Origin of the sequence: Streptomyces sp. NBC_01363 (assembly GCF_026340595.1) — a bacterium.
In the GTDB taxonomy this organism is placed as follows: domain Bacteria; phylum Actinomycetota; class Actinomycetes; order Streptomycetales; family Streptomycetaceae; genus Streptomyces.
This window is the reverse complement of the sequence record NZ_JAPEPF010000002.1, coordinates 33,764-46,663: the sequence shown is the minus strand read 5'-3', so window position 1 is coordinate 46,663 and position 12,900 is coordinate 33,764. Positions and strand designations below refer to the sequence as shown.

Below are 12,900 nucleotides of genomic sequence, written 5' to 3'. Positions count from 1 at the left end.
TTCACATGCTCTCCGGCGGAGATTAGTACCCGTGAGGGGCGCTGGGGCCGTGAAGAGATGCGCGTCACGTCTCACATGACGGACATCACACCGGCACACGTCATTCAGCGTCGCGTCGGGCGTAGTTGAGGACCTTTTCGCCGAGGAGGTCCTCGATCTCGTCGAGCAGGACGAGTGCGTCGCGCGAGACCTCGACCGCCTTGCGCCCGGCCAGCATCTCCTGGCTGATGTGACCGACGAGGGCCCCCTCGATCCAGGCGAGCTGACCTCCGACCAGGTCCGGCAGCGGATCGTCCGACGGCGCGCCCGTCTCCTCGCGCAGGGTCGTGACGACGGCGTCCAGGACCTCCCGCTGGAGGCGGCCGAGACGGGCCTGGAGCGTGGGCGCCTCCTCGATGACCCGCATGAAGTCGGCGAAGCCGTCCATCAGCCCGAGCTCCGGCGACACCGCGACGGCCAGGGACCGCAGCTCCCGCAGAACCGCCTCGGCCGCCGACTCACCCTTGTCGCGGGCACGGACGAAGCGGGCCACCCGCCGGGTGACGCCGTTCATCCGGTCGAGGAAGAGGTCCTCCTTGGCCGGGAAGTAGTTGTAGACGGTGTTCACGGAGACGTCCGCCAGCTCGGCGATCTCGGCGACGGTCACCGTGACGAAACCGCGCTCCAGGAACAACCCGGTCGCGAGGTCCGAGATGTGCTGCCTGGCTTGGCGCTTCTTGCGTTCCCTGAGTCCCTCGGCCATCCGTCCATGGTAGGCCCGCGCGGGAGCCGGTGAAAAATTAGAGTCATTGTATTTTTTCAGCAACTCTGTTTTTGTGGTCACTATGCCAATCATCAGTTCGGCCGGGCTCGCCCGGACCTTCGACAGCAGGAACGGACCGGTGCACGCCGTGCGGTCCGTCGACCTGACGGTCGCCGAGGGCGAGATCGTCGGCCTCCTCGGCCCCAACGGGGCGGGCAAGACCACCACTCTGCGGATGCTGACCACACTGCTCGCCCCCACCGGCGGCGCCGCCACCGTCGCCGGGCACGATCTCGCCGACGATCCGGCCGGAGTGCGCGCGAAGTGCGGATACGTCGCCCAGTCCGGCGGCGTCGACCCGCACCTGACCGTGCGGGAGGAGCTGGTCACCCAGGGACGGCTGTACCGGCTGAGCAGGGCGGACGCGACCGTACGGGCCACCGAACTGGCCCGTGGGCTCGGCCTGGGCGATCTGCTCGACCGGAAGGCGGTCACCCTCTCGGGCGGTCAGCGCCGGCGCCTGGACATCGCGATGGGCATCGTCCACCGGCCGCCCGTCCTCTTCCTCGACGAACCCACCACCGGCCTCGACCCGGGCAGCCGCACCGACCTCTGGGACCTGGTGCGCGGGCTGCGCGACGGCCACGGCACGACGGTCGTCCTCACCACCCACTACCTCGACGAGGCGGACGCGCTCGCCGACCGGCTGATCGTGATCGACCGGGGCGTGGTCGTGGCCGAGGGCACCCCGGCCGCGCTGCGGGCCGAGTACGCGGGATCCCCCGCCGCCTCCCTCCAGGACGCCTTCCTCGCGATCACCGGCCGCGCCGCCGCGCCCGCCGATGCCGCACCCCTCTCCGTACAGGGGCTCTGATGCTGCTTCACGACATCGCGCTCGTCTTCGGTCGGTACGCCCGCCAGACCCTGCGCTCCCGCTTCCAGATGCTCTTCGGCGTACTGATGCCGCTGCTGTATCTGCTCTTCTTCGGCCCGCTCCTCGACGATCTGCCGCTCGGCTCGTCCGGGGACTCCTGGCAGGTCCTGATCCCCGGCCTGCTGCTTCAACTCGCCCTGTTCGGAGCCTCGTTCGCCGGATTCTCGATCATCGTCGAGAAGTCCACCGGGGTGGTGGAGCGGATGCGGGTGACACCGGTCAGCAGACTGGCGCTGCTGCTGGGCCGGGTCCTGCGGGACGCCCTGCTCTTCATGGTCCAGTCCGTGCTGCTGGTGCTGGCCGCCCTGGTCATGGGCCTGCGCGCGCCCCTGCCCGGGGTGCTGATCGGCTTCGCGTTCGTCGGTCTGCTCACGGTCGCGCTGGCCTCGCTGTCGTACGCACTGGCCATGAAGGTCGCGACGCCGCAGGAGTTCGGACCCGTCATCAACGCGGTGACCATGCCGGTGATGCTGCTCTCCGGCCTGATGCTGCCGATGACACTGGGGCCGGCGTGGCTGGACATCACGTCGCACTTCACCCCCTTGCGCTATCTCGTGGACGCGGTACGGGACGCGTACGTGGGCTCGTACGCCACCTCGCACATGCTGTACGGGGCGGTGGTGGCGACCGCCTTCGCGGTCGCGGCCGTGGCGGTGGGCGCCCGGGTCTTCCGCCAGGAGGGGCACTAGCCTGGCGGCATGGTCAATCTGACACGCATCTACACGCGCACCGGCGACCAGGGCACCACCGCCCTCGGCGACATGAGCCGTACCGCCAAGACCGATCTGCGGATCTCCGCGTACGCCGACACCAATGAGGCCAACGCCGTCATCGGTACCGCCATCGCGCTCGGACAGCTCTCCGAGGACGTCGTGAAGGTCCTCGTCCGTGTGCAGAACGACCTGTTCGACGTGGGCGCGGACCTGTCGAACCCGGTCGTCGAGGACCCGAAGTACCCGCCGTTGCGGGTGGAGCAGGGTTACGTCGACAAGCTGGAGGCGGACTGCGACCACTTCCTGGAGCAGCTGGAGAAGCTGCGCAGCTTCATCCTGCCGGGCGGTACGCCCGGGGCGGCGCTGCTGCACCAGGCGTGCACGGTGGTCCGGCGCGCGGAGCGGTCCACCTGGGCGGCGCTGGAGGTGCACGGCGACGTGATGAACGCGCTGACCGCGACGTATCTCAACCGGCTCTCCGACCTGCTGTTCATCCTCGCGAGGACGGCGAACAAGGAGGTCGGCGACGTGCTGTGGGTGCCGGGCGGCGAGCGCTGACCACATGGCCCCGGCGGCCGGACGGGTGCGAGGCCGCGCCCGGCCGGCCGCTCAGCGCCCGGCGGGCTCGCGTTTCGGGAACAACGTGTAGCTCCCCGCGATGACCACGTTGATCCCGATGACCAACAGCATCTTCTGCTGCCAGGCCCGCAGCGACGACACGTCGCCGTCCCCGCCCACGTACCAGACGGCCGCCTGGAGCAGCGCCAGCGCGGTCACCGCCGCGACCGTCCAGCGCGCCGCGACCTTCCACTCGTGCGCTGCGCGCGCCATGCCGTACTTCGGCGGCCGCACCGGCGGCGGCCCACCCGCGAAGCGGTGCGCGACCCGGGCGTCGACCCAGCGGATCGTGGAGTGGCCGAGCCCCACCGTGAAGCCGATGTAGACCGCGGCGAGCCCGTGCTTCGAGTCGGGCTGCGCCCCGTTCTTCAGGTCGATGGCGGTCACCACCAGCAGCACGACCTCCAGCAGCGGCTCGCACAGCAGCACGGCCGCGCCCAGCGTGGGCTTCTTCGCCAGGTACCGCAGCGCGAGCCCCGCGGCCAGCAGCACCCAGAAGGCGACTTCGCAGAGCACGATCAGCGTGACGATCACGGCACTTCTCCTTCCCGTTCCCTCCAGCCTTCCGGCCGCGTCGCCCGGAATCGTCGTCGGCAGTGACGAACCGTGACTGCATCCTTCGATGTACTCGCTCCTCACCCCCGGTAGGGAGGTCCGGGCGGGGGCCGCCGTGTTGGATGGGAGGGTGTTCTCCCCCACCCGGCCGCACCGCGACGACGTGCTCATGGCCGCCATCGGACTCCTCGGCGGTCTCGCCCTGTGGGCGCTCGGCCTGAACCTCCAGGGCAACCGGGCCTTCGTCGCCCCGTGGGTCTCCCTGCTGCCGCTCGCCGTCGTCTCGGGGCTCGAACTGGTACGCAGGACCGCCCCGCAGCCGGCCCTGGTCATCGGCACGATCGCGCTGGTCGCGGACCAGTTCACGGTCGGGAACCTCGCGACGGTCCTGATGTTCACGGATCTCATGTACGCGGCCGTGCTGTACGGGACACCGTCCGCCGCCCGCCGCATCCCGGTGACCACGTTCCTGATCACGGTCGGCATCACCATCGGATTCCTGGCCTGGTTCCGCAACCCCCAGGCACTGCTCATCGGCGTGGTCACCGGCATGGTCTCGTTCCTGCCCGCCATCACGGGGGTCAGCGTCCGCAACCACCGGGACGCCGCCGAGGCCGCCCGGCTGCGCGCCGACCAGACCGCGCTGCTCGCCGAGATGGACCGGACCCAGGCGGTGACCGCGGAACGCACCAGGATGGCCCGCGAACTGCACGACATGGTGGCCAACCACCTCTCGGCGATCGCCATCCACTCCACCGCCGCGCTCTCCATCGACGACCCGGACACCTCGCGCGACGCACTCGGAGTGATCCGGGAGAACAGCGTCGACGGTCTCGCCGAGATGCGCCGGCTGATCGGGCTGCTGCGCACCGGCGGCGGCTCCCGGGAACCGGCCGCGTCCCCCACCCTCGCCTCGCTGGACACCCTGGTCGAGCAGACCCGTACGAACGCCGCGTCGAGCGGCCTGAGCTGCGCGTTCGAGGACACCCGGGACGAACGGGGGCCGCTTGCCGCGCCGGTCGAGCTGGCCGCGTACCGGATCGTCCAGGAGTCCCTGACCAACGCGCTCAAGCATGCCGCGCCCGGCCCGGTCGCGGTGCGGCTCGGGCGGTCCGGGCAGCTGCTCACGGTGGAGGTCAGCAGCGTGCTCGGGGACCGCCCCGGGCCGCGCGCACCGGGTTCGGGGGCCGGTCTGGTGGGGATGCGGGAGCGGGTGGCGCTGCTGGGCGGCGCGATCGAGGCCGGTCCGTCGATCGCCGACGGCGGTACGAGGATCTGGCGGGTACGGGCCGAACTGCCCGTGGAGGAAGGAGTATCGAGGACATGACGATCCGGGTTGTGGTCGCCGAGGACCAGTCGGCCGTCCGGGCGGGGCTGGTGCTCATTCTGCGCAGCGCGCCCGACATCGAGGTCGTGGGCGAGGCCGGGGACGGCGAGGAGGCGGTGCGCCTCGCCCGCGAACTCCGGCCGGATCTGGTGCTGATGGATGTGCAGATGCCGCGGCTGGACGGGGTGTCGGCGACCGGACAGGTGGTGGCCGAACAGCTCGCGGACGTACTGGTGCTGACGACGTTCGATCTGGACGAGTACGTCTTCGGGGCGCTGCGGGCGGGGGCCGCGGGCTTCCTGCTGAAGAACACCGAAGCGCGCGATCTGCTCGAAGCCGTACGCACGGTGGCACGCGGCGAGGGACTGATCGCCCCGGCGGTGACGCGCCGTCTGATCGCCGAGTTCGCCGGGACGACTCCCGTACGGCCGGTGAAGGCGCCCGACCCCTCGGTGCTCGACGTTCTCACCCGGCGGGAGCGGGAGGTTCTGGGCTGTCTCGGCGAGGGGCTGTCGAACGCCGAGATCGCGGTCCGGCTCTCCATGGCGGAGGCGACGGTGAAGACGCATGTGAGCAGGCTGCTGGGCAAGCTGGGACTGCGCAGCCGGGTCCAGGCGGCCGTCCTGGCACAGGAGTTGGGCGTCCGAGGTTGAGGGTCCTTCGTTTGGATCAGGCCGGATCAGGGAGCGGGGTCCGGCCTGATCCAAACGATAGACCCCAGCCACGAACTTTGGTCCAGACCTCTTGACGGTTGGTCCAGACCTTCCTAATCTCACCGAGCACACTGCGGTGAGCACGCCATGACAATGGCGGGCTCAGGGCGGCGCAGGGTTTGCAGTCCACGGACCACCCCCGTTTGTCCGGACCTCACCCGAGGAGCACCGTTGAGCACTGAAACCCCCCTACGCCGGACCCGATTCAGACTCGGGACCGGAAGAGCCACCAGATCCAGAGCGGTCGCCGGCCTCACCGCGCTGCTGCTTCCCTTCGCCGCGATGGTCGGCCTGGCCTCCCCCGCCGAGGCCGCCACCTCGGCGACCGCGTCCTTCGTCAAGAAGTCCGACTGGGGCAGCGGCTTCGAAGGCCAGTGGACGGTGAAGAACACCGGCACCACCGCCCTGTCCTCCTGGACCATCGAGTGGGACTTCCCCTCCGGCACCGCGGTCGGCTCCGCCTGGGACGCCACCGTCACCAGCTCCGGAACCCACTGGACCGCCAAGAACCTCGGCTGGAACGGTTCGGTCGCCCCCGGCGCCTCCGTCAGCTTCGGCTTCAACGGCACCGGCCCCGGCGCCCCCACCGGCTGCAAGCTGAACGGTGCCTCCTGCGACGGCGGCAGCGTCCCCGGCGACAACGCCCCCTCGGCACCGGGCACCCCCACCGCGAGCGCCGTCACCGACACCTCGGCCAAGCTGAGCTGGACCGCCGCGACCGACGACAACGGCATCAAGAACTACGACGTGCTGCGGGACGGCGCGGTCGTCTCGACGGTCACCGGGACGACGTACACCGACTCCGGCCTCAAGGCCGGCACCGACTACTCGTACACCGTGCAGGCCCGTGACACCGCCGGCCAGACCGGTCCGGTCAGCAGTGCGGTCAAGGTCCGCACCACCGGCGGTGGCGGCAACCCCGACCCCGGCACCGGCGGCAAGGTCAACCTCGGATACTTCACCGACTGGGGCGTCTACGGCCGGAATTACCACGTCAAGAACCTGGACACCTCGGGTTCCGCCGCGAAGATCACGCACATCAACTACGCCTTCGGCAACGTCCAGGGCGGCAAGTGCACGATCGGTGACTCCTACGCCGACTACGACATGGCGTACACGGCCGACAAGTCCGTCGACGGCGTCGCCGACACCTGGGACCAGCCGCTGCGCGGCAGCTTCAACCAGCTGCGCAAGCTCAAGGCGAAGTACCCGCACATCAAGGTCCTGTGGTCCTTCGGCGGCTGGACCTGGTCCGGTGGCTTCGGTGAGGCCGCGAAGAACCCGGCCGCGTTCGCCGACTCCTGCTACCAACTGGTGGAGGACCCGCGTTGGGCCGATGTCTTCGACGGCATCGACATCGACTGGGAGTACCCCAACGCCTGCGGTCTGACCTGTGACACCAGCGGCCCGGCCGCGCTGAAGGGCATCACCTCGGCGCTGCGCTCGAAGTTCGGCAGCAACAACCTGGTGACGGCCGCCATCACCGCCGACGGCTCCGCGGGCGGCAAGATCGACGCCGCCGACTACGCCGGCGCCGCCCAGTCCCTGGACTGGTACAACGTGATGACGTACGACTTCTTCGGCGCCTGGGACGCCAAGGGCCCGACCGCCCCGCACTCCCCGCTCACCTCGTACAACGGCATCCCGAAGGACGGCTTCAACTCCGCCGACGCCATCGCCAAGCTGAAGGCCCAGGGCGTCCCCGCCGCCAAGCTACTGCTCGGCATCGGCTTCTACGGCCGCGGCTGGACCGGCGTCACCCAGGACGCACCCGGCGGCACCGCCACCGGCGCCGCCCCCGGCACCTACGAGGCCGGCATCGAGGACTACAAGGTCCTCAAGAACAGCTGCCCGGCCACCGGCACCGTCGCCGGCACCGCGTACGCCCACTGCGGCACCAACTGGTGGAGCTACGACACCCCCGCCACCATCGCGTCCAAGATGACCTGGGCGAAGAGCCAGGGTCTGGGAGGCGCGTTCTTCTGGGAGTTCAGCGGCGACACCACCAACGGCGAACTCGTCGGCGCCATCAACAGCGGCCTGAAGTAACCCCGCCGCCCGAAACGGCCCCCACGGCCTGAAGCAACCCCCCACCAGCACCACGCATCACCCCGAAAAGCAGCCGGGGAGACAGGTCCGCCCCCTGTCTCCCCGGCTTTCTTCAGCTCTTCGTCGGTCAGGCCACGTTGACCCGCTGGCCGGGCGGCGCCGCCTCCAGCCAGGCGAGGAATCCGGTCAGCGCGTCCTCGCTCATGGCCAGCTCCAGGCGGGTCTCCCGGTGGAGACAGCCGAGCACCACGGCGTCGGACAGCAGCGCCAACTCCTCCTCGCCCTCGGGCAGCCGCCGGGCGACCACCTCGATCGCGGAGCGCTCCAGGACCCGGCGCGGGCGAGGGGCGTAGGAGAAGACCCGGAACCAGTCGATCCGGTCCTCGCTGTAGCGGGCGACCCCGTACACCCAGCCCTTGCCCGAGAGATCGGGCTCCTCCGGAACGTTCCATCGCACGCTGCAGTCGAAGGTCCCGCCGGAGCGCTGAATCAGCCGCCGGCGCAGACCGAAGACGAAGAGTCCCATCAGAACCAGTGCGACGACCAGCCCGCCCACCCACAGCGCGAGGAACATCTCCACCGACCTCCTCGCGTCGTCGAGTAACGGATACCGCCAGAACCACAACCGCACCTGCATCGCCTCAGCCGCGGCACGGTCTGGAGTGGTCTCCAGCTCGGGCCGCGGCTGAGGGTAAAGCTACGTTGTCGCGGGGCGCTAGCGCACCGCCACCGCACGCAGTCGCACTTCGGCGCGCCGCTCGGAGGCGGCGTCCGTGTCCGACTTCGCGCGCTCCAGCGCACGCTCGGCGCGCTGGACATCGATCTCGTCCGCCAGCTCCGCGATCTCCGCGAGCAGCGAGAGCTTGTCGTCCGCGAACGAGATGAAACCGCCGTGCACAGCGGCGACCACGGTCGCGCCGTCGCTCGTACGGATCGTCACCGGGCCCGATTCCAGCACACCCAGAAGCGGCTGGTGACCGGGCATGACGCCGATGTCGCCGGACGTGGTGCGCGCGACGACCAGGGTGGCCTCGCCGGACCAGACACTGCGGTCCGCGGCGACCAGCTCGACGTGCAGCTCAGCAGCCAAGGGTGGCTCCTCGGGTCACCACCCGGCCGTTCGAGCCGGGTGTTGGGTCAATTCTACGGGGCGTGGTGAGGGGGACGGGACACACCCGCCCCCCTCGGTGAGCCATGGGCTCAGGAGACGCCGAGCTCCTTGGCGTTGGCCTTGAGGTCCTCGATGCCACCGCACATGAAGAACGCCTGCTCGGGGAAGTGGTCGTACTCCCCGTCACAGATCGAGTTGAACGCGGCGATCGACTCGTCGAGCGGAACGTCCGAACCGTCCACGCCGGTGAACTGCTTGGCGACGTGGGTGTTCTGCGACAGGAAGCGCTCAACACGACGGGCACGGTGGACAACGAGCTTGTCCTCCTCGCCCAGCTCGTCGATACCGAGGATCGCGATGATGTCCTGGAGGTCCTTGTACTTCTGGAGGATCCCCTTGACGCGCATGGCGGCCTCGTAGTGGTCCGCCGCGATGTAACGCGGGTCCAGGATGCGGGACGTGGAGTCCAGCGGGTCCACGGCCGGGTAGATGCCCTTCTCGGAGATCGGACGGGAGAGAACCGTCGTCGCGTCGAGGTGGGCGAAGGTGGTGGCCGGGGCCGGGTCGGTCAGGTCGTCCGCGGGGACGTAGATCGCCTGCATCGAGGTGATCGAGTGACCACGGGTCGACGTGATGCGCTCCTGCAGCAGACCCATCTCGTCGGCCAGGTTCGGCTGGTAACCCACCGCGGACGGCATACGGCCGAGCAGGGTGGACACCTCGGAGCCGGCCTGGGTGTACCGGAAGATGTTGTCGATGAAGAAGAGCACGTCCTGCTTCTGCACATCGCGGAAGTACTCCGCCATGGTCAGACCGGCCAGCGCGACGCGAAGACGCGTGCCCGGCGGCTCGTCCATCTGACCGAAGACGAGCGCCGTCTTGTCGATGACGCCCGAGTCGGCCATTTCCTCGATGAGGTCGTTGCCCTCACGGGTGCGCTCACCGACACCGGCGAACACCGACACACCGTCGTGGTTGTTGGCCACGCGGTAGATCATTTCCTGGATCAGAACGGTCTTGCCGACACCGGCACCACCGAACAGACCGATCTTTCCACCCTTGACGTACGGGGTGAGAAGGTCGATGACCTTGACGCCGGTCTCGAACATCTCGGTCTTCGACTCGAGCTGGTCGAAGTTGGGCGCCTTGCGGTGGATCGGCCAGCGCTCGGTGACCTCGGCCTCGGCCTCGGGCTTGTTCAGGATCTCGCCGAGGGTGTTGAACACCTTGCCCTTGGTGATGTCACCGACGGGGACCGTGATGCCGGTGCCCGTGTCGGTCACCGGGGCCTGGCGGACCAGACCGTCGGTGGGCTGCATCGAGATCGCGCGGACCAGGCCGTCGCCGAGGTGCTGGGCGACCTCGAGGGTCAGCTTCTTGAGCTTGCCGTCCTCGGCCGGGTCGGCCACCTGGACGGTCAGCGCGTTGTAGATCTCCGGCATCGCGTCGACGGGGAACTCCACGTCGACGACCGGGCCGATGACCCGGGCGACGCGGCCCGTGGCAACGGCCGTCTCAACTGTGGTCGTCATTACTTGTCACTCCCCGCGGTCGCGTCGGCCAGCGCACTGGCACCACCGACGATCTCGCTGATTTCCTGGGTGATTTCGGCCTGGCGGGCCGCGTTGGCAAGCCGGGAGAGCGTCTTGATGAGCTCACCGGCGTTGTCGGTGGCCGACTTCATCGCACGGCGGCGGGCAGCGTGCTCGGAAGCAGCGGCCTGCAGCAGCGCGTTGTAGATCCGGCTCTCGACGTACCGCGGAAGCAGGGCGTCGAGGACGTCCTCCGCCGACGGCTCGAAGTCGAACAGCGGCAGGATCTCGCCCTTGCCGTCCTCGTCCTTCGTGGCATCGAGACTGAGCGGCAGCATCCGGTCCTCGACCGGGTTCTGCGTCATCATCGACACGAACTCCGTGAAGACGATGTGCAGCTCGTCCACGCCGCCCTCGGCGGTCTCCTGGGTGACCGCCTCGATCAGCGGGGCCGCAGCCCGCTTCGCATCCGCGTACGTCGGGCTGTCGGTGAAGCCCGTCCACGAATCCGCGAGCTTGCGCTCACGGAAGCCGTAGTAGGCGACACCCTTGCGGCCGATCACATACGTGACGACCTCCTTGCCCTCACCGCGGAGCCGCTCGGTCAGTCGCTCCGCGGCCTTGATGGCGTTGGAGGAGTAACCGCCGGCCAGACCGCGGTCGCTCGTGATGAGCAGGATCGCGGCCCGTGCCGGAGTCTCGGCCTCGGTGGTCAGCGGGTGCTTGGTGGTGGAGCCGGTCGCCACCGCGGTCACCGCACGGGTGAGCTCGGTCGCGTACGGCGTCGACGCCGCCACCTGGCGCTGCGCCTTGACGATGCGCGAAGCGGCGATCATCTCCATCGCCTTGGTGATCTTCTTCGTGGCGGTGACGGAGCGAATGCGGCGCTTGTAAACGCGAAGCTGAGCGCCCATCGATCAGCCCTCGCCCAGGAGCTTGCCGTCCGAGGTCTCGAACTGCTGCTTGAAGGCGGCGACCGCGTCGGCGACCGACTGCAGCGTGTCGTCGGACATCTTGGCGCCCTCGGCGATGCTGGTCAGGAGGTCCTTGCGCTCACGGCGCAGGTACTCCAGCAGCTCGCTCTCGAAGCGACGGATGTCCTCGACCGGGACGTCGTCCATCTTGCCGGTGGTACCGGCCCAGATGGAGACGACCTGCTCCTCGACCGGGTACGGGGAGTACTGCGGCTGCTTCAGCAGCTCGACCATGCGCTTACCGCGCTCCAGCGACGCCTTCGAGGCCGCGTCCAGGTCGGAACCGAAGGCGGCGAACGCCTCCAGCTCGCGGTACTGGGCGAGGTCGACACGGAGACGGCCGGAGACCTGGCGCATCGCCTTGTGCTGGGCGGAGCCACCGACACGGGAGACCGAGATACCGACGTTCAGGGCCGGACGCTGGCCGGCGTTGAACAGGTCGGACTCCAGGAAGCACTGGCCGTCGGTGATGGAGATGACGTTGGTCGGGATGAACGCCGACACGTCGTTCGCCTTGGTCTCGACGATCGGGAGGCCCGTCATCGAACCGGCACCCATCTCGTCGGAGAGCTTCGCGCAGCGCTCCAGCAGACGCGAGTGGAGGTAGAACACGTCGCCCGGGTAGGCCTCACGGCCCGGCGGACGGCGCAGCAGAAGCGACACGGCGCGGTAGGCGTCGGCCTGCTTCGAGAGGTCGTCGAAGATGATCAGGACGTGCTTGCCCTGGTACATCCAGTGCTGGCCGATGGCCGAACCGGTGTACGGCGCCAGGTACTTGAAGCCGGCCGGGTCGGACGCCGGGGCGGCGACGATGGTCGTGTACTCGAGCGCGCCGGCCTCTTCGAGGGCACCGCGCACGGAGGCGATGGTGGAGCCCTTCTGACCGATGGCGACGTAGATGCAGCGCACCTGCTTGTTCACGTCGCCCGAGCGCCAGTTGTCGCGCTGGTTGATGATCGTGTCGACGGCCAGAGCGGTCTTACCCGTCTGACGGTCACCGATGATCAGCTGACGCTGGCCGCGGCCGATCGGCACCATGGCGTCGACGGCCTTGTAGCCGGTCTGCATCGGCTCGTGCACCGACTTACGGACCATGACGCCAGGGGCCTGCAGCTCGAGGGCGCGGCGGCTGTCGGTCGCGATCTCGCCGAGACCGTCGATCGGGTTGCCGAGCGGGTCGACGACGCGGCCGAGGTAACCCTCGCCGACGCCGACGGAGAGCACCTCACCGGTGCGCTGCACCGGCTGGCCCTCTTCGATGCCGCTGAACTCGCCGAGGACGATCGCACCGATCTCGCGCTCCTCGAGGTTGAGGGCGAGACCGAGGGTGCCGTCCTCGAACTTCAGCAGCTCGTTCGCCATGGCCGAGGGAAGACCCTCGACCTTCGCGATGCCGTCGCCGGCAACGCTGACCGTACCGACCTCCTCGCGCGAGGCCGCGTCCGGCTTGTACGACTGGACAAAGTTCTCCAGCGCGTCCCGGATCTCCTCCGGCCGGATCGTGAGCTCCGCCATCTGGGTTCCCTGCTCTCCTTGTTGGGCCCGAAGTTTCTTAAGGGGGTCTGGGGGCCGACCCCCAGGAATCTTCTGCAATTTCTGCACGGCCCAACCGGGCCGCTGGTCTTGCTCTGT

13 protein-coding genes are annotated in these 12,900 nt (G+C 69.1%); 6 read left to right on the top strand and 7 right to left on the bottom strand.

What is annotated here, in order from left to right:
* Positions 1-100: 100 nt before the first annotated feature.
* A complete protein-coding gene (locus OG611_RS28385; protein ID WP_266426550.1) occupies positions 101-742 on the bottom strand; it encodes a TetR/AcrR family transcriptional regulator in 642 nt (213 codons plus the stop codon).
* 82 nt (positions 743-824) lie between these two features.
* Here OG611_RS28385 and OG611_RS28380 point away from each other — a divergent pair, with 82 nt between their 5' ends.
* From OG611_RS28380 to OG611_RS28370, 3 genes are read left to right on the top strand one after another with little or no spacing between them, the layout of a single operon-like run.
* Positions 825-1,616: an ABC transporter ATP-binding protein gene (locus tag OG611_RS28380; RefSeq protein ID WP_266426548.1), complete on the top strand. Its 792-nt coding sequence runs from the start codon at positions 825-827 to the stop codon at positions 1,614-1,616.
* Positions 1,616-2,365: an ABC transporter permease gene (locus tag OG611_RS28375; protein ID WP_266426545.1), complete on the top strand. Its 750-nt coding sequence runs from the start codon at positions 1,616-1,618 to the stop codon at positions 2,363-2,365. Before OG611_RS28380 ends, OG611_RS28375 begins: the two co-directional genes overlap by 1 nt.
* Positions 2,366-2,374: 9 nt before the next feature.
* On the top strand, positions 2,375-2,947 hold the full coding sequence (locus OG611_RS28370; RefSeq protein WP_266426542.1) for a cob(I)yrinic acid a,c-diamide adenosyltransferase: 573 nt from the start codon (positions 2,375-2,377) through the stop codon (positions 2,945-2,947).
* 51 nt (positions 2,948-2,998) lie between these two features.
* Here the strand turns inward: OG611_RS28370 and OG611_RS28365 are convergent, their stop codons facing one another.
* Positions 2,999-3,541: a hypothetical protein gene (locus OG611_RS28365; protein WP_266426539.1), complete on the bottom strand. Its 543-nt coding sequence runs from the start codon at positions 3,539-3,541 to the stop codon at positions 2,999-3,001.
* 151 nt (positions 3,542-3,692) lie between these two features.
* Here OG611_RS28365 and OG611_RS28360 point away from each other — a divergent pair, with 151 nt between their 5' ends.
* From OG611_RS28360 to OG611_RS28350, 3 genes are all read left to right on the top strand, one after another.
* Positions 3,693-4,889 (top strand): sensor histidine kinase, encoded by a 1,197-nt coding sequence (locus tag OG611_RS28360; RefSeq protein WP_266426536.1) that lies wholly within the window; start codon positions 3,693-3,695, stop codon positions 4,887-4,889.
* Positions 4,886-5,542: a response regulator transcription factor gene (locus tag OG611_RS28355; protein WP_266426533.1), complete on the top strand. Its 657-nt coding sequence runs from the start codon at positions 4,886-4,888 to the stop codon at positions 5,540-5,542. Before OG611_RS28360 ends, OG611_RS28355 begins: the two co-directional genes overlap by 4 nt.
* Positions 5,543-5,773: 231 nt before the next feature.
* Positions 5,774-7,651 (top strand): glycoside hydrolase family 18 chitinase, encoded by a 1,878-nt coding sequence (locus tag OG611_RS28350; protein WP_266426530.1) that lies wholly within the window; start codon positions 5,774-5,776, stop codon positions 7,649-7,651.
* A 127-nt stretch (positions 7,652-7,778) separates the two neighbouring features.
* On the opposite strand, the gene OG611_RS28345 is transcribed toward OG611_RS28350, so the two are convergent.
* The 5 genes from OG611_RS28345 to atpA all read right to left on the bottom strand — a co-directional run bounded on the left by OG611_RS28345 (position 7,779) and on the right by atpA (position 12,783).
* Entirely contained in the window at positions 7,779-8,225 is a 447-nt protein-coding gene (locus OG611_RS28345) for a DUF2550 domain-containing protein (RefSeq protein WP_266431277.1), read from the bottom strand.
* A gap of 141 nt (positions 8,226-8,366) precedes the next feature.
* Positions 8,367-8,741: a F0F1 ATP synthase subunit epsilon gene (locus OG611_RS28340; RefSeq protein ID WP_124716359.1), complete on the bottom strand. Its 375-nt coding sequence runs from the start codon at positions 8,739-8,741 to the stop codon at positions 8,367-8,369.
* A 110-nt stretch (positions 8,742-8,851) separates the two neighbouring features.
* Positions 8,852-10,294: a F0F1 ATP synthase subunit beta gene (gene atpD / locus OG611_RS28335; protein ID WP_266426525.1), complete on the bottom strand. Its 1,443-nt coding sequence runs from the start codon at positions 10,292-10,294 to the stop codon at positions 8,852-8,854.
* Entirely contained in the window at positions 10,294-11,208 is a 915-nt protein-coding gene (locus OG611_RS28330; protein WP_266426520.1) for a F0F1 ATP synthase subunit gamma, read from the bottom strand. The genes atpD and OG611_RS28330 overlap by 1 nt, the downstream gene beginning before the upstream one ends.
* A gap of 3 nt (positions 11,209-11,211) precedes the next feature.
* Positions 11,212-12,783, bottom strand: coding sequence for a F0F1 ATP synthase subunit alpha (gene atpA / locus OG611_RS28325; RefSeq protein ID WP_124716362.1), 1,572 nt, complete (start codon positions 12,781-12,783; stop codon positions 11,212-11,214).
* Positions 12,784-12,900 lie beyond the last annotated feature (117 nt).

What these genes read in the sequence shown, in the direction of transcription:
- OG611_RS28385 (WP_266426550.1), bottom strand. Translation starts at nt 742, where the DNA reads ATGGCCGAGGGACTCAGGGAACGCAAGAAGCGCCAAGCCAGGCAGCAC.
- OG611_RS28380 (WP_266426548.1), top strand. Translation starts at nt 825, where the DNA reads ATGCCAATCATCAGTTCGGCCGGGCTCGCCCGGACCTTCGACAGCAGG.
- OG611_RS28375 (WP_266426545.1), top strand. Translation starts at nt 1,616, where the DNA reads ATGCTGCTTCACGACATCGCGCTCGTCTTCGGTCGGTACGCCCGCCAG.
- OG611_RS28370 (WP_266426542.1), top strand. Translation starts at nt 2,375, where the DNA reads ATGGTCAATCTGACACGCATCTACACGCGCACCGGCGACCAGGGCACC.
- OG611_RS28355 (WP_266426533.1), top strand. Translation starts at nt 4,886, where the DNA reads ATGACGATCCGGGTTGTGGTCGCCGAGGACCAGTCGGCCGTCCGGGCG.
- OG611_RS28345 (WP_266431277.1), bottom strand. Translation starts at nt 8,225, where the DNA reads ATGTTCCTCGCGCTGTGGGTGGGCGGGCTGGTCGTCGCACTGGTTCTG.
- atpD (WP_266426525.1), bottom strand. Translation starts at nt 10,294, where the DNA reads ATGACGACCACAGTTGAGACGGCCGTTGCCACGGGCCGCGTCGCCCGG.
- OG611_RS28330 (WP_266426520.1), bottom strand. Translation starts at nt 11,208, where the DNA reads ATGGGCGCTCAGCTTCGCGTTTACAAGCGCCGCATTCGCTCCGTCACC.
- atpA (WP_124716362.1), bottom strand. Translation starts at nt 12,783, where the DNA reads ATGGCGGAGCTCACGATCCGGCCGGAGGAGATCCGGGACGCGCTGGAG.